The following is a 23,249-nucleotide window of genomic DNA, read 5'->3' as shown; positions in this document are numbered from 1 at the left end:
TTTTGTATTACCTTCGCAAAGAATATGGGAATAAGGATTATTTACAGCACACCTTGGGCCAGCATGGCATCTGCCACTTTAACAAAGGCGGCAATATTGGCACCGTGCACATAATGCGTTTGCTTACCTTCACCACCATGTTCAACACAAGACTGGTGAATATCCAACATAATGTGGTGCAGACGGACATCAACTTTTTCTGACTTCCAGCTCAGACGAGCCGCATTCTGTGCCATTTCCAGACCGGATGTGGCAACGCCGCCAGCATTGGCTGCTTTACCCGGAGCGAACAGCACGCCAGCTTCCAGGAAAGCATCTGTCGCTTGAATTGTCGTCGGCATATTCGCGCCTTCGGCAACGGCTTTCACTCCATTCGCAATCAACTGGCGAGCGGCAGGTAAATCCAGCTCATTTTGTGTTGCACAAGGCAAAGCGATATCAACGGGCACATTCCATGGCTGTTGGTTGGCCAAATAAACCAGATTACGTTCGCGAGCATAGTCTTCGATGCGACCATAACGTTTATTTTTAATGTCAGCCAGATGGGCTAATTTTTCCGGTGTAAAGCCGGCTTCATCCACCACTGTGCCGCCAGAATCAGAAGCCGTAATGACGCGAGCGCCCAGCTCCATGGCTTTTTCGATAGTATATTGAGCAACGTTACCCGCGCCAGAAACAGAGACTTTTCTGCCCTCAAAACCTAAACCGTGGCGTTTTAGCATGGCATCAGTGAAATAAACTAAACCGTAACCGGTTGCTTCCGGGCGAATGAGGCTGCCGCCGAAAGAAAGACCTTTACCGGTGAAGACGCAAGCCGTGTTATTAGACAGTTTCTTCATCATACCGGACATAAAGGCCACTTCACGGCCGCCAACACCAATGTCTCCCGCAGGAACATCGGTATCTGGGCCAAGATGACGGTAAAGCTCAGTCATCAAGGCTTGGCAAAAACGCATGACTTCAGCCTGACTTTTTCCTTTCGGATTAAAATCAGAACCGCCTTTACCACCGCCCATTGGCAATGTTGTCAGCGCATTTTTAAATGTCTGCTCAAAACCGAGGAACTTAAGAATTGATAAGTTTACTGAGGGGTGAAAACGCATCCCACCCTTATAAGGGCCAATCGCAGAGTTAAATTGAACGCGCCATGCTCGGTTAACCTGAACTTTTCCTTGATCATCAGTCCAAGCCACACGGAATTGAATAACGCGCTCTGGTTCGACTAAACGTTCCAGTAAGCTTTGTTCACGGTAATGTGGGTTCTGTTCCAGAAAGGGCCAAAGTGAGGTAAAAACTTCACGTACAGCTTGGAGATATTCTGGTTGGTTGGCATCACGTTGTTGTAAAGATTCTAAAAACGACTCCAGAGAGGTTAAACCATTCATCACTAATAATTCCTTGTACCAATTAAGACTCTCCCTACGAATTATTATTATTAAAACTGTGAGGAGACGATGTTGTGCATCCTTGACTATATCATCGCTTTATATTCAGACAGCAAGGGATTTTTGACGAAACTTAGTGTGCTTATTAACAACAGAGTGTTGTCGGGCAGATACAAGGAAATGCAATAAAAACGCCCGCATATGCGGGCGTTTAGGAGAGAATCAGCATCGGAAAGTTTTAATTATCTTCGTTATCGTCCTCATCACGCAGTGGCACGATGAGCATATCGACATGTACGGTATTGATTAACTGGCGCGCTGAAGACATCAACTTACTCCAGAAATCCTGATGATGGCCGCATAATACCAAGTCCATATCATATTTCTTAATGGCATCAACCAAGACCTGCCCCAAATCACCACTACCACTTAGCGTTTGCTCAATAGGGTAGCCTGCGTTTTGTGACAGCTCAGTCAACGCATTATGAGTTTCTTCAGAAATGCGTTTTTGCATATCGCCAAGATTAACGTCAATCAGGCCGGTATAGAGATCTGAGTAGTTAACATCAACATGGATCAAGGAAACTTTGGCATTGTACGGTCTGGCCATGGAGACCGCTTTTTCTACCAACACCTTACTTTCCGGAGATAGGTCAACCGCAATCAGAATGTGTTTGTAAGCCATAAGTAAACTCCTTCCATAATGTTAATTAATGGGTAAGCAAACATTCAACCTGTTGAACGGGTGCTAACGCTATATCGACATTGTAGCATTATGACCCCTAACTGAAGTGTTTCACGGATCACAACACACTGTTTTGATGATGATCACTAAAATCAGCGTCTCTATTTTTACACCAAGGAAGAGTCAAACTCTACCACTCATTACCTTGGTACACCGCCAGATTGATTGAATTTAAAGCAGATCATTACATTAAGTATAGCGCCGATAAATCATCCCGATGAATGGAATTTCATATTTGTGATGCAAATATAGCTTATAAAAAGCGGCTGTCGAATCTATGGGTGTTAGTTAAGAAAGATTAATATTTAGACAATCTCTGTGTGGATTAAACGCCATCTCCAACAAATGAGATTAAATATAAGTTAGTACTCATCGGTTCTTAACCGCGGCGAGATAAGGCTTAATTTAGAGATTATCAGGCTATTTTTCATTTCATTTCCTACACTCATAGAGGGAGTCCTACACGTTCGGATAGTGTGTCGCGCGAAAACGCATCGAGCCACCGTCAAAAAGCGAACGATAGGGGGTGGCTTTTGATGCCCTGGGGGTGTTTGTATCGGCTAGAGTGAGCGATGGCGCAAAAGGAACAGGCAACTGGCCTTAATGCGTGTGATATCGCTGGGAGGATGATTATGATCAGTACCGTCGCGCTTTTTTGGGCTTTGTGTGTGGTATGTGTGATTAATATGGCACGTTATTACTCATCACTACGTGCTTTGTTAGTGGTCTTACGTGGTTGCGACCCGTTGCTGTATCAGTATGTTGATGGCGGTGGTTTTTTTACCTCCCACGGTCAGCCGAGCAAGCAAATTAGATTAGTCGGTTATATCTTTGCTCAACGTTATCTTGATCATCATGATCCGGAGTTTATTCGCCGCTGCGAGAGGCTACGTGGGCAATTTATCCTGACCAGCGCATTATGTGGTTTAGTCGTGGTCAGTCTGGTGGGCTTAATGCTGTGGTATTAGTATGAACTTTTGGCATAAAAAAATCTAAAAAGGCGACCTAATAAGGCCGCCTTTATTTACGCTTACCGTCCGGCTCGATGACCTTTCAGTATCATCACAGCACTGCACCAAGGCGCACTGTGACAACTATCCATTCGCTCGGTTTAGATAAACTTCAACGCTATCCAATACAACCCGCCGGAAAGAAGAATAGAGATTGGCAAGGTTAATACCCACGCCAACATAATGTTCTTCACCGTCTTACTCTGCACACCGCCGCCATCAACCAGCATGGTCCCGGCAACAGCTGAAGAGAGCACTTGTGTGGTCGATACTGGCATACCGGTATAACTGGCAATACCGATAGACACTGCGGCAGTCATCTGAGCAGAAACCCCTTGTGCGTAGGTCATGCCTTTCTTACCGATTTTCTCACCGATAGTGACCGCAACACGTTTCCAGCCAACCATGGTTCCCAAAGAGAGGGCCAGAGCGACGGCAACGATAATCCAGGTCGGTGCGTATTCCACGGTTTCCAACAAATCTGTACGTAGATTGTTGAGGAAACGACGGTCTTGCGCACTGGTTTCTGGCAGTTTAGCCACTGTACCTGCGGTTTCGGCAACACACATCAGCAAGCGACGCATATGGCTGCGTTGATCAACTGTCAGGTCGTCATAGCTTTGCAGATTAGCCAGCAGTGTTTGTGCTTGCTCAATGGCTATCATGGCGCGTGAGCTATCACAGTGGAACTGTACTGGTGTATTCGGCAATGTTTCCGGTGTCGGCACCAGAGGCTTGAGCGCAACAGCATGAGGTAATACCTCAACATGCTGTTGATAATATTGTTGCAGATGAGTCACTGCATCGCGGGTGCGGGCAATATCATAGCCTGTAGCACTCATATTCACGACAAACCCGGCTGGAGCCACACCGATTAATACCAGCATGATCAAGCCAATCCCTTTCTGACCATCGTTAGCGCCGTGAGAGAAACTCACGCCAATAGCCGATAGGATCAGAGCAGTACGAGTCCAGAATGGCGGTTTACGTTTACCGTCTTTCTTTTCACGTTCAGCAGGTGTCAGGTGAATACGTTGCTGCTTCTTGGTCCCGTTCCAGTAACGACGTAGCAGGAACACCATCAGCCCTGCAATAACCAGACCCACAATCGGGGATAAGATTAATGACAGGAAGATTTGAATCATCTTAGGAACGTTCAGTGCATCGACTACAGATGTACTGGTCATTAATGCATTGGTTAAACCAATACCGATGATTGCACCAATCAGCGTATGTGAACTGGAAGCTGGGATACCAAAATACCAAGTGCCCAAATTCCAGATAATCGCGGCCAGTAGCATAGAGAAGACCATGGCCAACCCATGTGCCGAACTGACGTTTAACAGCAGATCAGTAGGCAATAGGTGAACAATGGCATACGCCACGCTCAAACCGCCCAGCATCACGCCGAGGAAGTTAAACACCCCTGCCATCACGACAGCCACTTGTGAACGCATGGCACGGGTATAAATTACGGTCGCAACCGCATTGGCTGTATCATGAAAACCATTGATGGCTTCGTAAAACAGCACGAACAACAAAGCAAGAACTAACATTAGGCCGGTATGGAAATCCAGGCCAGCGAAAAGATGTAGCATAAGCGTTACGCCAGTTTGTGGACATGAACGCGGCGCATTATCAGTGACAATGGGGGGTGGGGAAAAGGAAAATATGACCTTTTTTTGACATGACCGCAGATGAATTCATCTTTTTATACAACATATGCATGTTATATCAGCAGGTTACTTAGTTTTACCGTATGAGACATTTTCTTACTATGGCTTCCTGTCGATGGGCGACTTACAATCTTCCGCCGCAAATTTGTCGGTCGAATGAACTCAATAATACGCAAACCGACTAAAAGCGGGCAATTTTGCAGCAATGATTTTCTGACTCAGTGAGGCTCAGAGTGGAACAGTTTGATGTGGTAGTGATAGGTGCGGGTGCTGCGGGGCTATTTTGTGCGGCGCAGGCGGGGCAAGCAGGGTGCCGGGTGTTGCTGGTGGATAACGGCAAGAAAGCAGGACGTAAGATTCTGATGTCCGGTGGTGGCCGCTGCAACTTTACCAATATGTTTGTAGAACCTGCCGCCTACCTGTCACAAAACCCTCATTTTTGTAAATCTGCTTTGGCGCGTTATACCCAGTGGGATTTCATCGATCTGATGAATCGTTATGGTATCGCTTGGCATGAGAAAACGCTGGGGCAATTATTTTGCGACGATTCGGCGCAACAAGTTGTCGAGTTGCTGTTAAAAGAGTGCGAATTGGGGCAAGTGACCATTCGACTGCGCAGTGATGTTCTGTCGGTCGAAAAAAATGAGAGTGGTTTCCTGCTCCAGATTAACGATTTGAAAGTGAGTACTAACTCACTTGTAGTGGCCTCTGGTGGGCTGTCTATGCCTGGATTGGGCGCTTCACCGTTTGGTTATAAGCTGGCCGAGCAGTTTGGTTTAAAAGTATTGCCGACCCGCGCGGCATTGGTGCCTTTCACTTTGCATAAACCCCTATTGGAGCATCTGCAAACCCTTTCCGGTGTTTCTGTGCCCGCCGTAGTTACCGCAGAAAATAGTGTGAGTTTCCGCGAGAGTATTTTATTCACTCATCGGGGACTTTCTGGCCCTGCAATTTTGCAACTTTCAAGCTATTGGCAGGCTGGAGAGTATGTAAGCATCAACTTACTTCCTGATACTGATTTAGATGCTTTCCTGAACAATGAGCGACAAGTGCATCCAAATCAGACGCTGAAAAACACCTTAGCTCAACTGCTCCCTAAACGGTTGGTTGAATGTCTGCAAACTCTGGAGCAACTGCCAGATGTCACGCTAAAGCAATTAAATGCGCCACAACAAGCAGCACTGGTCGCCAATCTTCAACAGTGGCGTGTGCAACCCAATGGGACTGAAGGCTACCGTACGGCTGAAGTCACCATCGGTGGTGTAGATACCCAAGAGTTATCCTCTAAGACTATGGAGGCCCATAAAGTGCCTGGTCTGTACTTTATTGGCGAGGTGGTTGATGTCACCGGTTGGTTGGGAGGGTACAATTTCCAGTGGGCTTGGAGCTCTGGCTGGGCCTGTGCTCAGGCATTAGCGGCGAAGCAGGTGCAATAATAAAACGACTTCGATAGTTGAAATAAAGCCTCTTAGTCCGATTTATCAGACTAAGAGGCAATAATGCAGCATGACTCTTAACGCAGCGCCTGAAGAATATTATAGGCCGCTTGTACGCGCACAGGATTAGGGTAGTTTTTGTTAGCTAGCATCACTATGCCAATCTTCTCCTGCGGGATGAAAACAATATAGGCGCCAAAACCATTGGTCGCACCGGTCTTATGAACCCAGGATGCCGGTGTTGCTGGTTGCGGTGGTAATAATTCCTCCACTTTACGCGGTTTTAACGCGATATCATTACCACTGTCGGCAATGACTGTTTGTGGATTGATAGGCCAGTTATACATTTCCCATCCCAATCCTTGGAACAGATCCCCTGCTTGGAAATAGCGAGATTGAGCTGCGACTATTGCTTTCTTTAACTTATCGTTTTCGGTCGGTAGATTGTTTGGCTCCATATTGGCCTGCATAAATCTCACCATATCTTTCGTGGTGGATTTTACCCCGTAGGCCTCCTCACCCAGCATGCCCAAGGTGACACGTACTGGCTGACCATCCTTATATCCCCACGCATAGTTTGACTGCATCGATTCAGGGACAGTGATAAAAGTATGTGTCAGTTTTAATGGCTGGAACACAGACTCTTTCATGTAGTTTTCGAATGTTAATTGGCTTTTTTTCACCGCCAACGCACCGAATAAACCGATGCTGGCATTGGAGTAATTTCGCATTACACCTGGCGCCCACTGTGGTTGCCATTGCTGATAATATTGCCACAGCGATTTTTGGTCTGTCACCGAATCGGGCAGTTGAAGAGGAAGCCCTCCCGCGGTGTACGTTGCAAGATGCAACATTTTCACACCTTGCCACTGGCTCCCCGTTAGCTCAGGGGCATATTCTGTCACTGGATCATTAAGATTCATGATGCCGGTTTGCGCGGCATATTCCCCGGCTATTCCGGTAAAGGTCTTACTGACCGAGCCAAGTTCAAACAGTGTATTTTTAGTCACTGGAATACCGGCTTTTATATCCGCTACACCATAGTTAAAAAACTGCGGCTTGCCGTCATAAAAAACAGCGACAGCCATTCCGGGTATATTCTGTTGTTCGAGCAACGGCTTAAGAGTTTTATTGACGATAGCCGCGACCTGTTGCTCCGTCAGTATGGTTTGTGCCGTGGCATAAAGTGGAGAAGTTGCGATGGTGGTAAAGACTAAAGTATTGATTATAGATTTTTTCAGCATGGGTAAATCTTCCATAGATTGATAAACGACAAGCAGTGTGGCTCCTTTTGTGCGGCAGATTTTGCGATGATTGACTATGGATAACAATCGATTATATTTGATACTTGATAATAGAAAATCTAACAGATGAGCCTATGGTGCGCAGTTATATTCCTTTAAATTCACTTCGTGCCTTCGAGGCTGCGGCCAGACAGTTAAGTTTTACTAAGGCTGCTATCGAATTAAATGTCACCCATGCAGCCATCAGCCAGCAGGTCAAAGCGCTGGAGCAACGTCTCAATTGTCGCCTCTTTATTCGGATTTCACGCGGATTAGTGTTAACAACAGAAGGTGAGAACCTGCTACCAATCCTTAATGATTCCTTCGATCGTATCGCTGACACGCTAGACCGTTTTTCTGCTGGAGTGATGCGTGAAAAAGTTAGGGTGGGTGTTGTTGGGACGTTTGCAACCGGCTACTTATTAGCCCGCCTGCGGAATTTTCAACAGCGCTATCCACATGTGGATATATTACTTTCTACGCATAACAACCGTGTTGATGTCGTGGCTGAAGGGCTAGATTATGCTATTCGTTATGGCAATGGTGCTTGGCATGATACCGAGTCACAATATTTGTGCGATGCACCATTGGCTCCTCTGTGCGCGCCTTCATTTGCGGCAAATTTACGCCAGCCTAATGACCTGCAAAAATTTACGCTGCTCCGCTCTTATCGGCGCGATGAATGGTCAGCATGGTTCACTGCTGCTGGAGGATGCATACCTTCACCTTCTCAACAAATCATGGTGTTCGACTCGTCGGTGAGTATGCTGGAAGCTGCGCAAGCAGAAATAGGTGTTGCTCTGGCTCCGCCGTCCATGTTTTCGCATCTACTACTCAGCGAACGTATCATCCAGCCTTTTAGCACGACGATTAGCTTGGGCGGATATTGGCTGACTCGCCTACAATCTCGCACAGAAACTGCCGCTATGCGGGATTTTTCAGTATGGTTATTGTCTGAGATGGCATCTGACAGAGTAGAGCCGCAGTGTCAGCCTTAGTGGTTTTATCATATAGACACGCCTAAATCAGGAAGACAATTAATCGAGCTGATTGAGTTAAAGAGAACCCTCTCATCGCGCCATAAAAAATACGCTGGAGTGAAGCATTTCTCTATATAGAAATATCCCTTACTTGTTAATAATAACCCATATTAAATAATTTTATCTCACACTAACCAAAAAAATATTTTTTTATCTAACCAATTTGGCTTAATGACAGTATTAATTTTACCAATTGTATTTTCCGCATGAAATATTTTTTACTTTAATAAATTTCCTAAGATGATGATATGATCGGTAGCTTATGCATGAATTTATCTTGCCTTGAAATATTTATGTACACAGCAATATATAACATTGAGTTAACTTCTCTCTAATAAAACACATCGTTAAGCATTCTATATTGGCTTACTTTTATTTAAGTGACTATCTAAAGGACTATATGGTGAAATACTCTAAATCTCTTTGTCTTATATTGGTGTCTATATTGTTATCAGGTTGTGCTGGTAAACAGCCTTATGATACTGAAGTCGAAAAGAAAGCCATTCGTGGTGAAAATGGCGCAGAAATACCCATCTCTGCATATAACAAGCTGGAGACAGGTGGCAGCCATGCTACGGATACCTCATTGCGCCTAGTGACACGTGCGGATACCGCTGCCGCTGTGGGTCTATCTGTTGTCACTTTTGTTGCTCAGGCATTTGCGGGTAGTGCTTCAGGTGGTACGTTTACTAAAGAGGAACTAAGAGGCACGAAAATAGTTGTTTTAAGTAACCCAAGCATTGGTTATTTCATGCCAAATATTGAAGCGGAAGTAAAGAAAGGGCTGGCGGGTAAACCTAAACATCTTTATATGGAAAAAATAGAAATACGCCCAAGTGTCTGGTTACTAATGTATGAGAATTTATCCGGTTCAGAAACTAACTATGAATTACGTTATGCCACTAGTCTAAGTAAAAATAAAGAGACTTGGCAAAAAAGCGGAATGTATTTCACCTGTGAACCTAAACCAATTAAAGCTCCGCTGGAGCAATGGCAAGCAAACAACTATGAAAAAGTGACAAAAGTCACTCAGCAATATATGGCCGATTGTATGAAAGACTTTGCTGAGAAAGTGGACAGCATCGTTAGCTAATATTTATTTTTTTGTATCTTAAATACCATTGTATTTTTATCGTCATCTTATCAGGGGGCATTTAGCTCCCTGATTTATTTGATTGCCCTGCTACTTTACAATATCTTTGGATTTCTTACTTGGAAGTTGTGTTCCCGCCAAACTTGGCATGGCTTGACGCATAATATCGAGGAATGCGCGTAATCTGGCAGGATAAAAACTGGCGTGTGGATAAACTAAATAGATGGGTAAAGGTAACCCGTGCCAGTTTGGCGCCAGATGAACTAATCGCCCTTGGGTAAGGTCATCGCTTATTACCCATGTTGAGGCAATTCCCGCACCTACCCCCGCCAATGCGGCGTTGCGTAACGCATACAGGCTGTCAGTACTCAATTGCGGCTCAATTGAAAAACGCTGAATCTCACCGTTCGTTTTATGGCTCAGAACAACTTCATTGCGGTAGAACGAATTTAATGCAATCCAGCGAAAATTTTGTAATTGCTCAGGGTGAGTGGGCAAGGGGTGATTGCCTAATAACTCAGGTGCAGCGACCACGATACGTGGTACTTCAGCTAGCAGGATAGCAACTACCGAAGGGTCGGTTACTGCACCGACTTGAATGGCACAATCAATACCTTCAGCAATAAAATCTGGGCGGCGATCGTTTAGCATCCACTCAACTGACATTTTTGGGTAGCGATACAGATAGTCCTTAAGTGGTTGGATTAACTGGTCTTGCCCGAAAGCATGCGGAACCAACACCCGCAGCAACCCTCTAGGTTCATCTGTTGCACTACGCAAATCATCCGCCATTGCATCCCAGCTCTTAACCAATTCTTTGGCATGGGCAAAGCAACGTTCGCCATCATCCGTCAATTTCATAATATGCGTGGTACGTTGCAATAATTTCAAACCAAGCAGACGCTCCAGTGTTTGTAACCGGCGGCTAATGGTTGGTTGGCTTGTTCCCAGACGAATGGCTGCTGCGGATAAGCTCCCCGCCTCAACGATACGAATAAATGTTTGCATTAATTCTATACGATCAATGCTTGCTAAATTAGATTCTTTCATACGTCAAGCGTATAACAGTTTTACTCTCTGTGCGACTACCAAGATGCATCCGAGCGCGTAAAAATACAGCCTCAATATCATTACAGGTAGCCATCATGTCAGTCATCCAATCCACATCAACCCACACCGCAAGTCCTGAACAGGCCCTTACAGGTCGAACAGTTCTGATGTTGGCAACCGGTGCAGGTCTTAGCGTCGCATCAATTTATTACAGCCAGCCGCTGCTGGGTGTCATGGGTTCTGATTTGCATGCCCGTGTTGGCGCGGTAGGTATGATACCGACACTGACCCAAATTGGTTATGCGTTGGGCATATTATTACTTGCTCCACTGGGTGATCGTCATGACCGCCGAATTATCATTCTATTGAAAGGTATTTTGCTGACAGCAGCATTGCTGTTTAGCGGTTTTGTTCCGGGTATGAGTGGCCTATTAGTCACCAGCTTTGTTATTGGTATTTCGGCAACGATGGCTCAGGACATTGTTCCGGCTTCTGCTACGTTGGCTTCAGCAGCACAAAGGGGAAAAACGGTCGGAACGGTGATGACGGGTTTACTGCTGGGAATTTTGCTGTCACGAGTATTAAGTGGATTTGTTGCTGAATACTTCGGTTGGCGATCACTGTATATCGGGGCTGCGCTGTCCGTTATTTTAATCACTCTTGTGATATGGCGCCGCTTGCCACGAGTTCCTGCGACCTCGACACTGAGTTATCCCGCATTGTTCGCTTCAATGAGTCATCTATGGCTTCAGTTTAAAGAGTTACGTCGAGCTGCGTTATCACAGGGATTATTATCTGTAGGGTTTAGTGCTTTCTGGTCAACTCTGGCTGTGATGTTACAGGATACTTATCATCTGGGCAGTGCTGTGGCGGGGGCATTTGGTCTTGCGGGTGCTGCGGGTGCCCTAGCTGCACCATTAGCGGGAACACTGGCAGATCGCCGTGGGCCACAAGTCGTGACGCTGATTGGTGCAGGTCTGGCAACACTGTCATTTGCTTCTCTGTTTCTTTTACCTTTGTTACCGTTCCAACTTCAAATAGGGCTTATTGTTGTTAGTGCAATTGGTTTTGATTTTGGGGTTCAAGCCACATTGGTAGCACATCAAACCATTATTTATGGCTTGGAACCTGCCGCTCGTAGTCGACTCAATGCATTATTATTTACCGGTGTATTTGTTGGGATGGCTGTTGGCTCTGCTTTAGGTAGCCTGATGTTGGAAAAAATGGGATGGACGGGGGTCGTTGCTCTGATTACTTTCTCTGGTATCGCGAGTCTGGTTGTTAGAGGGTGTGGTCGACGAACTCAATAGCCTGTGAGAGGGTAAGGAACGGCGAAAATAGACATGTTATCCAGCCGATTTCGGGATGCCTGAGTCAGTAGGTATCCCGATGACACATTTTAAATTCCAATATAAAGCGCTAAATTGTACCTATTAGGGCGACTTATTCATTTCGTAGATAAGCAATACTCTTGCGTACCTCTCTTTCAATATCGGCTTCTGACCAGGTATTCAACTGTGAAGAAAAGGGTTCGAAGGCATATATTCCTTGATAACCCAGCCGCTCAAGATTCATAACTTGCTGCTTACTGTTAAGTTTATCTTGCTCACTTAGCATGATGCGATCTTCATCCGTCAGTGTAGATTTTAAACGGGTTTCTTCAACACCAGAAAGATGTACTAAACCAATGGTGTTAACATCGATATGCGCATCAAACTCGGCTTGAGCAATATCACTCAGATAGTAGTGGAAGGTATCTAACACCATTTTGTAAGGGGCGGCTGACTTGCGAATGATCGATTGCGTGAGCAGATGAGAACGTAATGAACTGATACCAAAACCCAAAGGTTCCACCAGTCCGGTCACCTGATATTTTTTAAACAGTGGTGCGAGCAGCAACAACGCATTCAGCGTGTCTTGCTCTTTTTGCTCGACTGAGCGCCGGTCACTGGCACTACAGTTTGGACACAAAATAATCCCTTGGCAGTGAATTGCTTGCGCCAGTTTCAGCATGTTTTCTGCTTCTTGCTGCAGTGCAGAACTGTACTCAGGCAAATTGAAATATTGCAGTGCGTTGATAGTGACAATTTCAATTTCGTATTCACCGGCCAGAGCATTAAGTTGTGCAGTGGTCAACTCATCCGTTACCTTTCCACTCGCCATGTCATTGCGGAGTTCTACCTTATTTAATCCGCACTTTTTAACCAGACGAAAGAAGTTTTCAATACTTAAATTGGGAGCGATTTTGCGATTAATGCAGAAACGATTTTGGGCAATAGACATGTTATTTGCTCCTGCCGGGGGTTACCGGCATAGCTGTGGGTAAGGGTTGTTTTGCTCTTTTTGCCAGCATAGCCTCTTCCATATGCTCCAATGCCACACCTTTGGTTTCAGGAACAAAGCGGCAGATAAACCAATAGCTAAACAAGCAGCAAATAGCGAAAATCCACATTGGGAAGGCACCGTGGAATTGAGATGAAAGGTAAGGCTGGTCATTCATCATCGGGAAGCTTTGTGAAACAGCGAAGTTGGCGACCCACATACAACCAACGGCAATACTCATGCCCTGCGCCCGCATACGATTGGGGAATATTTCAGAAATCAGTACCCAAGTCCCGACCCCCCAAGAGAGTGCATAGAAAATCATAAAGAACAGCATGCCAAATAGCGCCAGATATCCGGTTGATTGGTTGTAGAGCGCGAAGGAGGTTATCAGTAACCCAAGGATGGTACCGATAGTCCCAAAACGCATCAGTGGTAAGCGCCCCATGCGATCCATCAGTATTGCACCGATAACGGAACCGACCAGTTGAAGCACACCGAGCCAGATAGTTTGGAATAATGCCTCTTGCATATTACCGGTGACGACTTTCAGTACGACAGGAGCGTAGTACATCATGACGTTAACGCCGGTCACTTGTTGCAGCATCGCCAACATGCAGCCGACAAAAATAATGAAGCGAACTCTGTAATCGCCATAGTTCAACCGGTTCTTATGTTGTTGCCTATCTTGTGCCAGTGATTCTTTTATCTCGTTCAGTACATTCTGGGCATGATTGGCATTGGACACCTTGGTGAGCATGGCAAGTGCCTGTTCCTCTCGACCGACCATGACACACCAACGCGGTGATTCAGGGATAAAGAAAACAAAGATACAAAATAGTGCGCAGGGAATAACAGCTGAGCCAATCATCCAACGCCAACCATATTCAATAAGCCATAGTTCGGTTGCTTGGCTGGCAATTTTATAGTTAACGTAAAAAATCACGATCTGGCCGAATACAATGGCAAATTGCTGCATGCTCAGTGCTCGCCCACGCATATTTTTAGGTGAAACCTCAGACATATACATTGGCGAAACCGTCGAGGCCAATCCAACAGCCAATCCACCGATAATTCGATAGATAACAAATACAGTGAAAGTTGTTGCCAGCGCGGCACCAATAGCAGAGATGGTAAAGAGTGCTGCAGCCAACATTAGGGCTTTTTTGCGCCCCCAACGGCCAGCAATTGGGCCAGAGATAAAAGCCCCGATGATACAACCGATAACCACATTGGATACTGCCCAGCCCGTTTCTGCCGGACTGAGGTGAAAGTAACTTTTCAGTGAATCTATCGCACCGGAGATGACAGCGGTGTCGTAGCCGAACAAGATGCCACCGAGAGCGGCGATGCCGCAGATCCGTAACACATAGCCGGTATTCCTTTTCTGTTGATATGCCATAAAAACTCCGTTTAGTGTCCTTTGTCGCCAGCCTGCTGCATTGACCTGTTGTGAGGAATAAGCAGGAGCAAGAGTTGGATTGAAGTAACGTGCATACTTGATTGAATAAGAACATTCATTTCATTTTTATTAAATAACGAAATATTAATTTTTCGATTCAGCTCAAATATCGAGTAATAAAAACCCTTGCAAAGGCGATCTAAGGCGACAGGAATCTGAGTGGCGACACTTATATTTTTTACTTTAGCAGTTTATTTAGGATGGAAAATCTAGAAAATGCAGTTGGATGGGTGTAATGCGTAAGCGTTCTGAATATTTTGGTCGCCTTGCTGGCACCTTACAGGAACTTGCGATACATCGCACAAAATAAAATTTCTAAAGAAAGTTATTTGAAACTTTTTTTTCAATAGAATAGAGTCTGCATATCGGCTGGTTTTTCGCCTTTCTGGCGGCTGGTCGCCTTGCGGGCTATCTTGGCTCTACCACAAGATAGCCTTTACTGATTGAGCGCATGGTCCGTTAGGTGTCTGGCACTAGCCATTTTTAATGACCCTTGCGATAGCCGCTGTTAAAAAGAGGGTGAAGCATGAAAATTGTGAGTAACTTTATTGGCGGGAAAAACTGTCTGAGCTCCAGCCACCAGACTGCCGATATTCATAATCCAGCCACTGGTCTGGTTGAAGGCCAGGTAACGCAAAGTACGGCTGAGGAAGTGCATCAGGCTATCGGAGTTGCTCATGAGGCCTTCGCTGATTGGTCACGGACAACCCCTTTGCGTCGCGCCCGTATTATGTTCAATTTCAAAGCACTTATTGAACAGCACCGCGATGAACTGGCGGAATTAATTGTTCGTGAGCACGGTAAAGTTTATTCCGACGCCTTGGGTGAAATTACCCGTGGGTTGGAGGTGGTTGAGTTTGCCTGCGGTATCCCGCACTTATTGAAAGGTGAGTATTCCGCAGATGTTGGCACCGGGGTTGATAGCTTTTCAATGATGCAACCTTTGGGTGTCGTTGCGGGGATCACGCCATTTAACTTCCCTGCTATGGTGCCGATGTGGATGTTTCCAGTCGCATTAACCTGTGGCAATACTTTCATTTTGAAGCCGCCAGCATTGGACCCTTCAGCTTCAGTACGTCTGGCTGAGTTACTGACTGAAGCTGGTCTACCTGATGGTGTGTTCAATGTTGTTCACTGCTCAAATGAAAGCGCTGCTCAACTTTGTACTGACCCACGAATTCAAGCCGTGAGTTTTGTTGGGTCCTCTACCGTTGCCGAGCATATTTATACCACCGCCAGTGCTCATGGTAAGCGAGTTCAAGCCTTTGGCGCGGCTAAAAACCAGGCAATTATTATGCCAGATGCTGATCTCGATGCGACTGTAAATGCATTGATGGGGGGGGCATTTGGCTCTGCGGGTGAACGCTGTATGGCTCTGCCAATCGCGGTTGTTGTTGGTGATAGCACCGCAGATAAATTAATTGAAAAACTCAAACCACTTATTGCTCGCTTACGTGTCGGCCCTGGCTTGCAGCAAGGTGGGGAAGAAAATGAAATGGGGCCATTAATTTCAGCCGCCCATCAGAAAAAAGTCCTTGGGTATATTGATCAAGGTGTTAAAGAAGGTGCGACGTTAATCACAGATGGTCGTAATTATAAAGTCGCTGGTCATGAGCAAGGATACTATGTAGGCGGCACGTTGTTTGACCATGTCACTCCGGAGATGAAGATTTATCAAGAAGAGATCTTTGGGCCGGTGCTAGGTATTGTCAGAGTTCCTGATTATCAAACAGCCATTAGTACTGTAAATAGTCATGAATTTGGTAACGGGAGTGCCATTTTCACCAGTAGCGGTCACTTTGCCCGGCAGTTTGTTCATGAAGTTCAGGCCGGGATGGTTGGTGTGAATGTTCCGGTTCCAGTCCCGATGGCATTTCATAGTTTTGGCGGTTGGAAGCGGTCTGTATTCGGTGCATTAAATGTCCACGGCACAGATGGCGTGCGTTTTTACACGCGCATGAAGACAACCACCGCCCGCTGGCCAACGGGTCAGCAAACAGTTTCAGAATACAGCATGCCGACGTTGGGTTAATGCGACTATAAGGTGTTTGTTCGAGCTATTTCATGTTGTTAACAGGAGAATCATCATGTCTTCACTGCTTGCCAAATGTCAGGCACCAGATGCGAATGGGCGTATTCAACATATTTCACCAGAGAATGCAGGCTGGCGTTTTGTTGGATTTGATGTCTACCACCTTGCCGCTGGAAAAAAGCTGGATCTGGACAGTGCTGATAATGAACTCTGTCTGGTATTAGTTGCTGGGATTGCTTCAGTTTCAACACAGCGTGCTGAGTATCCACATATTGGCAAACGCATGAGTCCGTTTGAACGAATACCACCTTATTCTGTTTATGTACCACATCATGACCATGTAAAAATTGTAGCTGAGACTGATATAGAGTTGGCTGTTTGTCGCGCTCCTGGCCATGGTCATTTACCTTCCCGTCTCATAACTCCAGCAGATGTGGGTGTGGAGCGGCGAGGTAAGGGCTGTAACCAGCGCTTAGTACATAATATTCTGCCTGATAATGAGCCTGCGGACAGTTTGCTGGTGGTTGAAGTTTATACTGATGAAGGAAATACTAGCTCATACCCAAGCCACAAACATGATCAGGAAAATGCCACCGATGAAACTTATCTGGAAGAAACCTATTATCACCGGTTGAATCCAGAGCAAGGTTTTTGCATGCAGCGTGTGTATACCGACGATCGCTCATTGGACGAATGTATGCCAGTTTATAACCGTGATGTGGTGAAAGTACCAAAGGGTTACCACCCTGTGGCTACATTGGCAGGTTATGATAGTTATTATTTGAATGTTATGGCTGGACCGGTGCGGCTATGGAAATTTACTTGGGAAAAGGATCATGCTTGGATCAATGGTGATCAATATCCAGTAAATAAGAAATAGACTATTCCTTTGCAAGGATTGGCCAGATCATAAATTAAATGGGTAGGCGAGATCCTACCCATTCTGCGGATCTTTGGGGTATAAACAGACGTCCCAGATAACCTCTCTACTGATTTACTCTTTTGCGTTATTCAGTGCTAATGAAACCGCCAGTGTTTGTGCCAGGCACATGGATGCAACCTGTGAGCGGAACCCGTCGACCTGCGCTTCTCGCACCACAAAACAGACATCGCTAAATGCTGCTAATGGGCTGACTTGGCTGTCTGTAATGGCAATTTGTTGTGCGCCACTTTTTGCACCTAATTCTACCAGCTCTAATGCTTCTTGGGCATAAGGTGAGTAGCTTATGGCAATAACCACATCTTTAGGTTTCACCATGCTTAATTGTTCAGCGAACATTCCTCCTAGCCCATCAATCAAGAAAGCGCGCCGTTCCAGGTGACGCAATGCATAGGTCAAATAGGATGCCACACTGAAAGAGCGGCGTAGACCAATCACATAGATATTTTCAGCGTTATTCAACAACTCAACTGCTCTATCTAATTGCTCGGCACTGGTTTGTACTGCTAGTTGTTGCAGTGCTTGTGCATTTACCATCGTAAATACATTCAATATTTCAGCCGGTTTTTCTGGCGCAGTGTTGCCATCGGTCGATGTTTGACGGAATAGCCGCGCACGCTCAGTATAGTTCACAGTTTCTTCCATCAGATGCTGACGGAATACCTGTTTCATTTCATTAAACCCACTGAAACCAAAGGCATTTGCAAACCGAATTAAGGTTGAAGGTGGTACGCTGGCTTGTGCTGCAATAGATGCAACCGTATCAAATGCAATGCTATTACTGTTATCTAAGATATAACGAGCAACCTGTTTTAAACGCTTGCTTAATGTCTCATAACGATGACGAATTTGGTCTTGTAACAATGAAAGTTGAGTTGGGTTATTCATCCATTCGGCCCACGGCAGAGGAAAATTCAAGGTTATCCCCTTCGTACTTGAAGTTGCAGGGTTGTCTACTAAGTTCAATCATCCAAATTTCCTACCGAGGTAAGCTTGTAGGGATGGACCGCTTGCAACTGACCTGCGATTTCAAGTTCTTTGGGTATGTCTGTCAGATATTCTAACAGGTGGTTGGAAAATTTCATTTACTGATATTGGTATTTGCTTTTATTTCATTGCGACTTGAATCAGTCCACAAAGGCATATTAAAGGAAATGCTTGTAACCTAAAGACATTAGTTTATGAAGTTTGACAAAAATCAGGGTTTTTTCAGGTTAATACGGAATGAACAGCGCAGATAGCAGCATAATGGCGCTAGCGTGTCCCCACGTTAGCGCCATTATAGTAATTTCAAGCTCAGAGAACGGGGCGATAGTCCCGCCAATAACTTATTAGTGTTTGATAATTTTGTTTCACTTGTGAGATAAGCTCGGCATCATCCAACTCGCCTTGTAGCCAATGGCGGGATGACTGTCCAAAGATAGTTCTGCCAACGGCAAAACCTTTAACCCACGGGGCCTGTGCTGCTGCGGCAAAACCTGCTTTTAATATTGCTTCTGGAGAGTCTAAGCCAAGAATTAACACACCTCGGCAATAAGGGTCTTGAGTTTCAATTAACTGCCCTACCTGTTGCCAGTTTTCAGCACTGAGAGGTGGTAGCTTCCACCAGTCTGGTTGAATACCTAGCTGATAAAAATGTGCCATAGTTTCAATATAATAGCGTTCATCTTTATCTTTATTATCTTCAGGTAAAATCACTTCCAACAGCAATTCATGCCCTGATTTACAGCAAGCATGGTAAACATCAAGAATGAGTTCATCTTGCTGTTGGCGCAGCTCTGCACTGTCTTTGGGGTGATAAAAAACCAAACATTTCACAACATGTTCTAGCGGCCAATCAATAAGTTGGGAACCAATATTGCCATGTTCGAGCCGTAATGGCCTTGAGCTTGGCAGTTCAATTGGTCGGCCTATCCACCACCCTTGGCCCGTAATAGCGTTGAGTGCTTCCTGACCATAAGTCGTATCTGCCAGAATACCACTTTTATGTTCCAGCCCAGACTCTTGGGCGGCCTGCTGTGCTGCTTGCAGCAGTAATGTTTTAAGTTTAGGGATTCTGTCCTCGCTCACACCTGCGTCACGAGCCATGTCAGCGAGTTGTTTACGGTGATCAAAAGCAAACACACAAAGTTCTGGCCACTGTTGTTTGCGAGTGGTCACTCGATGCAAATGGTTGAGTCGAGCATCACGGTCAGGGCGTGGGACCCAATTTTCACGACAGAGATAATCATCTAATTCAATCTTGGTTGGCATGGCCGGTGCACAGCCATGTCGCGAAACAACCAGTGCGCCACAAGCATTGGCGTAGCGGCAGGCTTGTTCCCAGCTTTCATCATTAAGGTAACCGCGCAGCAGGCCAGACATAAATGCATCACCCGCCCCCAAGACATTGAGAACCTCAACACGCACACCGGAATGCAATTTGACTAACTCCCAACTGCTGGGGATTTCTCCTTCAAATACTGAGCAGCCTTGCGCTCCGCGCTTGCAGACGAGTGTTGCCTGTGTTGCTTTGCGCACATTCTGTAAGGCCTTTAGTGTGTCTGTACTGCCTCCGGCAATATGGAATTCTTCTTCGGTACCAACAATTAAATTGAAATGATGCAGAACCTCCTGCAATTCCTGAGTGACTTTTTCTGATTCAATGAAACGTGTTTCACCGTCACCAAGGGAGGTTAAGCCCCATAATACTGGGCGGTAATCGATATCCAGAGCTGTTCGTAAACCATGCTTATGTGCATATTCCAATGCTTTGAGTACCGCTGCGCGTGTATTCGGGTGAGAAAGATGGGTGCCAGTGATAGCCAGTGCGCGTGATGACGCGATATAGGATTCGTTAATATCGTCCGGTGTCAGTGCCATATCCGCACAGTTTTCACGGTAAAAGATCAGTGGGAAAGTCTCTTGATCTTTAATACCCAGAATCACCAAAGCAGTCAGGCGTTGTTTATCAGTAATAAGGAAACGGGTATCAGCCCCAACACGTTGTAATTCTTCACGTAGGAAACGGCCCATATGCTCATCACCCACACGTGCCAACATCCCTGACTTCAAGCCTTGAATCGCCGTTCCATAAGCAACATTACCCGACGAACCGCCCAAATATTTGGCGAATGTACTGGTATCTTCCAGCCGGGAACCAATCTGTTGCCCATAAAAATCGACGGCAATTCGCCCGATACATATGACATCCAGCACTTTGTGTTGTGTACCCATCCCCATTTCCTTCTGTATTAATGCAAACCCCGACAATGACCGCTGTAATCACGTTTCTGAAACCAGTATGAGGAATAAATATTTCAAACTCAATATTAAATGAAATTTATTTCCCGGTTATGTGACATGGCTAAAAGCCTGATATCACGGCTCTAAATGAGACTTACATTAATGAACTGGGCTAACTGTTGGTGGCTTTTAGAGGTAGGTATATTCGTGATAATAAGTCATATATATATAATATTATCAATTGATTATGACTATACCTTATTGATTTTAATTGATGCCGTCAGAGAGTAACAAACGTCGGCTTTATAGTTTCAATGTTTACCTGATTATTTGATCCTCATCGCAGAATGAAATGTTTCTTCTGTAATGTTATTTTATGAAAAAAATATTTGTTTATAATCCCTGCTATGTTTCACTTAACAGCCGTCAACATAGTGGAAGTCATCAAGTCAGCTTCTTCTCTTCGGCAGACGTATCCTCAGAGGCTGGAAGTATCTCAGCCACCATGGTCGCGCAAATAAAGCAAAGGATGGATAAATGAATAAGATTCGGCTAACCACGGCACAGGCATTAGTCCGGTTTTTGGACAATCAATTCCTGCTGGTTGATGGTCAGGAAATCAAATTTATCAAAGGTATTTTTGCTATTTTTGGCCATGGTAACGTACTCGGGGTTGGGCAGGCTCTGGAACAAGATTGTGGTGAATTAGTGGTTCATCAGGGGCGAAATGAACAAGGAATGGCCCATGCTGCTACCGGTTTCGCTAAACAAAAGCTGCGCCAGCAAATCTATGCTTGTACATCATCTGTCGGGCCAGGTAGTGCCAATATGGTTACCGCTGCCGCGACTGCAACAGCTAACCGAATCCCGTTACTCTTACTTCCTGGTGATGTATTTGCATCACGCCAGCCAGATCCTGTGCTGCAACAGATTGAACAATCTCATGATCTGAGTATTAGCACCAATGATGCATTCAAACCGGTCAGTAAATATTGGGATCGTATTACACGGCCAGAGCAACTGATGAGTGCTTGTATTAATGCGATGCGGGTACTGACAGATCCTGCTGAAACAGGAGCGGTGACGCTGTGTTTACCACAAGATGTTCAGGCTGAAGCCTATGATTATCCTGATTATTTTTTCAATAAGCGCATCCATCATCTTGATAGACGCCCCGCCAGTGCTGTAATGCTTGCGGATGCCATCGCTTTGATTACTTCAAAACGTAGGCCCATTCTGGTGTGTGGTGGTGGAGTAAAATACTCACAAGCCGGTCAGGCGTTACAGCGATTTGCTGAATGTTTTGGTTTACCGTGGGTAGAAACACAAGCGGGCAAAGGTACGATTAGCTCTGAACATGAACTTAATCTCGGTGGCATTGGCGAAACAGGGTGTCTGGCGGCTAACACCTTGGCAAAACAGGCTGACTTGGTGATTGGTGTCGGCACGCGTTACACCGATTTTACTACGTCGTCTAAGTGGTTATTCCAGAACCCGGATGTTGCATTTCTGAATATTAATGTCAGCGCTTTTGATGCTGGTAAATTAGACGGCTTGCAATTGCTGGCTGATGCGCGTGAAGCATTATCAGCATTGCATCAACAACTGGGTAATACTGGCTATCATGCGGGCTGGGGCGGTGAAATAGCCCGAATGCGGGCTGAACAACTCGCTGAGACTCAACGAGTTTATCAGGTGGAATATCATGCTGATGATTTCATCCCTGAAATTAATGACCATTTAGACCGCGAGAAAGTGTTTGCTGAATTCATCAATAAAACAGGCTCTTTCTTGACACAAAGCCAAGTGCTTGGCGTGCTCAATAATCAATTACCTCAAGATGCCGTCATTGTTGCAGCGGCAGGCAGCTTACCAGGAGATTTACAGAGGGTTTGGCGCACAAAAGGGAGTAATGGCTATCACGTTGAGTACGGCTATTCGTGCATGGGTTATGAAGTTAGTGCTGCATTAGGTGTGAAGCTGGCAGAGCCTAGCCGTGAAGTCTATTCGTTAGTCGGTGATGGTGCCTTTATGATGCTGCATTCTGAGCTGGTTACATCCATTCAAGAGCGCTGCAAGATTAATGTCGTATTATTCGACAATATGACCAATGGCTGTATCAACAATCTCCAAATGGAACATGGCATGGACAGTTATGCCACTGAGTTCCGTTTCCGTAACCCAGAAACTGGCCAATTAGATGGTGATTTTGTCCCGGTAGACTTTGCTATGTTGGCAGCCGCCTATGGTTGTAAAACATATCGTGTTTCCACTGAACAGCAACTTATCGATGCATTGGCCGATGCCCGTTTGCAGACGATTTCAACCCTAATCGACATAAAAGTCCTGCCGAAAACCATGGTGCATAAGTACCTGAGCTGGTGGCGGGTCGGGGTTGCTCAGGTTTCTGAGAATGAAAGGACGGACGCAGTGGTTCGGGTATTAGAGCAAAACATTGCCAAAGCCCGTGATTACTAACGCTAATTGTATTTGATCTAGATGTGAAGTCGTAAAACGAGCAGGTATTACCTGCAAACTGAAACTTCATGA

Annotated in this window: 17 protein-coding genes; 8 read left to right on the top strand and 9 right to left on the bottom strand. The window is 45.5% G+C overall.

The window, feature by feature from the left end; translation table 11 throughout:
* Positions 1–41: 41 nt before the first annotated feature.
* Positions 42–1,385, bottom strand: a complete 1,344-nt coding sequence (gdhA, locus tag HUZ92_RS09440) for an NADP-specific glutamate dehydrogenase (RefSeq protein WP_050099499.1) — start codon at positions 1,383–1,385, stop codon at positions 42–44.
* Between the two features lie 238 nt (positions 1,386–1,623).
* The gene (gene uspA / locus HUZ92_RS09435; RefSeq protein ID WP_050099500.1) at positions 1,624–2,070 is read right to left on the bottom strand and encodes a universal stress protein UspA; all 447 of its coding nucleotides are present in this window, start codon (positions 2,068–2,070) and stop codon (positions 1,624–1,626) included.
* 692 nt (positions 2,071–2,762) lie between these two features.
* Between uspA and uspB the strand changes: the two genes are divergently transcribed.
* Entirely contained in the window at positions 2,763–3,098 is a 336-nt protein-coding gene (uspB, locus tag HUZ92_RS09430; RefSeq protein ID WP_005187112.1) for a universal stress protein UspB, read from the top strand.
* Positions 3,099–3,241: 143 nt separating this feature from the next.
* Here the strand turns inward: uspB and pitA are convergent, their stop codons facing one another.
* A complete protein-coding gene (pitA, locus tag HUZ92_RS09425; protein WP_050099501.1) occupies positions 3,242–4,738 on the bottom strand; it encodes an inorganic phosphate transporter PitA in 1,497 nt (498 codons plus the stop codon).
* A gap of 311 nt (positions 4,739–5,049) precedes the next feature.
* On the opposite strand from pitA, the gene HUZ92_RS09420 reads away from it, so the two are divergent.
* The gene (locus tag HUZ92_RS09420; RefSeq protein WP_145579502.1) at positions 5,050–6,252 is read left to right on the top strand and encodes a BaiN/RdsA family NAD(P)/FAD-dependent oxidoreductase; all 1,203 of its coding nucleotides are present in this window, start codon (positions 5,050–5,052) and stop codon (positions 6,250–6,252) included.
* 77 nt (positions 6,253–6,329) lie between these two features.
* Here the strand turns inward: HUZ92_RS09420 and ampC are convergent, their stop codons facing one another.
* Positions 6,330–7,496, bottom strand: a complete 1,167-nt coding sequence (gene ampC / locus HUZ92_RS09415) for a class C beta-lactamase (RefSeq protein ID WP_145579501.1) — start codon at positions 7,494–7,496, stop codon at positions 6,330–6,332.
* Positions 7,497–7,630: 134 nt separating this feature from the next.
* On the opposite strand from ampC, the gene ampR reads away from it, so the two are divergent.
* Together ampR and HUZ92_RS09405 are read left to right on the top strand one after the other, a co-directional pair.
* Positions 7,631–8,533, top strand: a complete 903-nt coding sequence (ampR, locus tag HUZ92_RS09410) for a LysR family transcriptional regulator AmpR (protein ID WP_050099504.1) — start codon at positions 7,631–7,633, stop codon at positions 8,531–8,533.
* A gap of 445 nt (positions 8,534–8,978) precedes the next feature.
* Positions 8,979–9,668 (top strand): hypothetical protein, encoded by a 690-nt coding sequence (locus HUZ92_RS09405; protein ID WP_050099622.1) that lies wholly within the window; start codon positions 8,979–8,981, stop codon positions 9,666–9,668.
* A gap of 90 nt (positions 9,669–9,758) precedes the next feature.
* On the opposite strand, the gene HUZ92_RS09400 is transcribed toward HUZ92_RS09405, so the two are convergent.
* Positions 9,759–10,718 carry a LysR family transcriptional regulator gene (locus HUZ92_RS09400; RefSeq protein WP_050099505.1) on the bottom strand — a complete coding sequence of 320 codons (960 nt, stop codon included), beginning with the start codon at positions 10,716–10,718 and terminating at the stop codon, positions 9,759–9,761.
* 95 nt (positions 10,719–10,813) lie between these two features.
* On the opposite strand from HUZ92_RS09400, the gene HUZ92_RS09395 reads away from it, so the two are divergent.
* The gene (locus tag HUZ92_RS09395; protein ID WP_050295705.1) at positions 10,814–12,028 is read left to right on the top strand and encodes an MFS transporter; all 1,215 of its coding nucleotides are present in this window, start codon (positions 10,814–10,816) and stop codon (positions 12,026–12,028) included.
* A gap of 133 nt (positions 12,029–12,161) precedes the next feature.
* On the opposite strand, the gene HUZ92_RS09390 is transcribed toward HUZ92_RS09395, so the two are convergent.
* Both HUZ92_RS09390 and HUZ92_RS09385 read right to left on the bottom strand, forming a co-directional pair.
* Positions 12,162–13,001: a TIM barrel protein gene (locus tag HUZ92_RS09390; RefSeq protein WP_050140026.1), complete on the bottom strand. Its 840-nt coding sequence runs from the start codon at positions 12,999–13,001 to the stop codon at positions 12,162–12,164.
* A gap of 1 nt (position 13,002) precedes the next feature.
* Positions 13,003–14,442 carry a sugar porter family MFS transporter gene (locus HUZ92_RS09385; RefSeq protein ID WP_050099508.1) on the bottom strand — a complete coding sequence of 480 codons (1,440 nt, stop codon included), beginning with the start codon at positions 14,440–14,442 and terminating at the stop codon, positions 13,003–13,005.
* A gap of 586 nt (positions 14,443–15,028) precedes the next feature.
* On the opposite strand from HUZ92_RS09385, the gene HUZ92_RS09380 reads away from it, so the two are divergent.
* Together HUZ92_RS09380 and iolB are read left to right on the top strand one after the other, a co-directional pair.
* Positions 15,029–16,534, top strand: a complete 1,506-nt coding sequence (locus HUZ92_RS09380; protein WP_050140025.1) for a CoA-acylating methylmalonate-semialdehyde dehydrogenase — start codon at positions 15,029–15,031, stop codon at positions 16,532–16,534.
* A 55-nt stretch (positions 16,535–16,589) separates the two neighbouring features.
* The gene (gene iolB, locus HUZ92_RS09375) at positions 16,590–17,414 is read left to right on the top strand and encodes a 5-deoxy-glucuronate isomerase (RefSeq protein ID WP_050295712.1); all 825 of its coding nucleotides are present in this window, start codon (positions 16,590–16,592) and stop codon (positions 17,412–17,414) included.
* A 114-nt stretch (positions 17,415–17,528) separates the two neighbouring features.
* Here iolB and HUZ92_RS09370 read toward each other — a convergent pair whose 3' ends face one another.
* Both HUZ92_RS09370 and HUZ92_RS09365 read right to left on the bottom strand, forming a co-directional pair.
* Positions 17,529–18,362, bottom strand: coding sequence for a MurR/RpiR family transcriptional regulator (locus HUZ92_RS09370; protein WP_004707148.1), 834 nt, complete (start codon positions 18,360–18,362; stop codon positions 17,529–17,531).
* Positions 18,363–18,770: 408 nt separating this feature from the next.
* On the bottom strand, positions 18,771–20,690 hold the full coding sequence (locus HUZ92_RS09365; RefSeq protein WP_174846814.1) for a bifunctional 5-dehydro-2-deoxygluconokinase/5-dehydro-2-deoxyphosphogluconate aldolase: 1,920 nt from the start codon (positions 20,688–20,690) through the stop codon (positions 18,771–18,773).
* Between the two features lie 546 nt (positions 20,691–21,236).
* Here HUZ92_RS09365 and iolD point away from each other — a divergent pair.
* A complete protein-coding gene (iolD, locus tag HUZ92_RS09360) occupies positions 21,237–23,177 on the top strand; it encodes a 3D-(3,5/4)-trihydroxycyclohexane-1,2-dione acylhydrolase (decyclizing) (RefSeq protein WP_050140023.1) in 1,941 nt (646 codons plus the stop codon).
* Positions 23,178–23,249: the final 72 nt, after the last annotated feature.

This window comes from Yersinia vastinensis (genome assembly GCF_902726565.1).
In the GTDB taxonomy this organism is placed as follows: Bacteria; Pseudomonadota; Gammaproteobacteria; order Enterobacterales; family Enterobacteriaceae; genus Yersinia; species Yersinia vastinensis.
This window is presented reverse-complemented; position numbering and strand designations above follow the sequence as displayed.

What these genes read in the sequence shown, in the direction of transcription:
- pitA (WP_050099501.1), bottom strand. Translation starts at nt 4,738, where the DNA reads ATGCTACATCTTTTCGCTGGCCTGGATTTCCATACCGGCCTAATGTTA.
- HUZ92_RS09395 (WP_050295705.1), top strand. Translation starts at nt 10,814, where the DNA reads ATGTCAGTCATCCAATCCACATCAACCCACACCGCAAGTCCTGAACAG.
- HUZ92_RS09400 (WP_050099505.1), bottom strand. Translation starts at nt 10,718, where the DNA reads ATGAAAGAATCTAATTTAGCAAGCATTGATCGTATAGAATTAATGCAA.
- uspB (WP_005187112.1), top strand. Translation starts at nt 2,763, where the DNA reads ATGATCAGTACCGTCGCGCTTTTTTGGGCTTTGTGTGTGGTATGTGTG.
- iolD (WP_050140023.1), top strand. Translation starts at nt 21,237, where the DNA reads ATGAATAAGATTCGGCTAACCACGGCACAGGCATTAGTCCGGTTTTTG.
- iolB (WP_050295712.1), top strand. Translation starts at nt 16,590, where the DNA reads ATGTCTTCACTGCTTGCCAAATGTCAGGCACCAGATGCGAATGGGCGT.
- gdhA (WP_050099499.1), bottom strand. Translation starts at nt 1,385, where the DNA reads ATGAATGGTTTAACCTCTCTGGAGTCGTTTTTAGAATCTTTACAACAA.
- HUZ92_RS09390 (WP_050140026.1), bottom strand. Translation starts at nt 13,001, where the DNA reads ATGTCTATTGCCCAAAATCGTTTCTGCATTAATCGCAAAATCGCTCCC.
- ampC (WP_145579501.1), bottom strand. Translation starts at nt 7,496, where the DNA reads ATGCTGAAAAAATCTATAATCAATACTTTAGTCTTTACCACCATCGCA.
- HUZ92_RS09385 (WP_050099508.1), bottom strand. Translation starts at nt 14,442, where the DNA reads ATGGCATATCAACAGAAAAGGAATACCGGCTATGTGTTACGGATCTGC.
- HUZ92_RS09370 (WP_004707148.1), bottom strand. Translation starts at nt 18,362, where the DNA reads ATGAATAACCCAACTCAACTTTCATTGTTACAAGACCAAATTCGTCAT.
- uspA (WP_050099500.1), bottom strand. Translation starts at nt 2,070, where the DNA reads ATGGCTTACAAACACATTCTGATTGCGGTTGACCTATCTCCGGAAAGT.
- ampR (WP_050099504.1), top strand. Translation starts at nt 7,631, where the DNA reads ATGGTGCGCAGTTATATTCCTTTAAATTCACTTCGTGCCTTCGAGGCT.
- HUZ92_RS09380 (WP_050140025.1), top strand. Translation starts at nt 15,029, where the DNA reads ATGAAAATTGTGAGTAACTTTATTGGCGGGAAAAACTGTCTGAGCTCC.
- HUZ92_RS09365 (WP_174846814.1), bottom strand. Translation starts at nt 20,690, where the DNA reads ATGGGTACACAACACAAAGTGCTGGATGTCATATGTATCGGGCGAATT.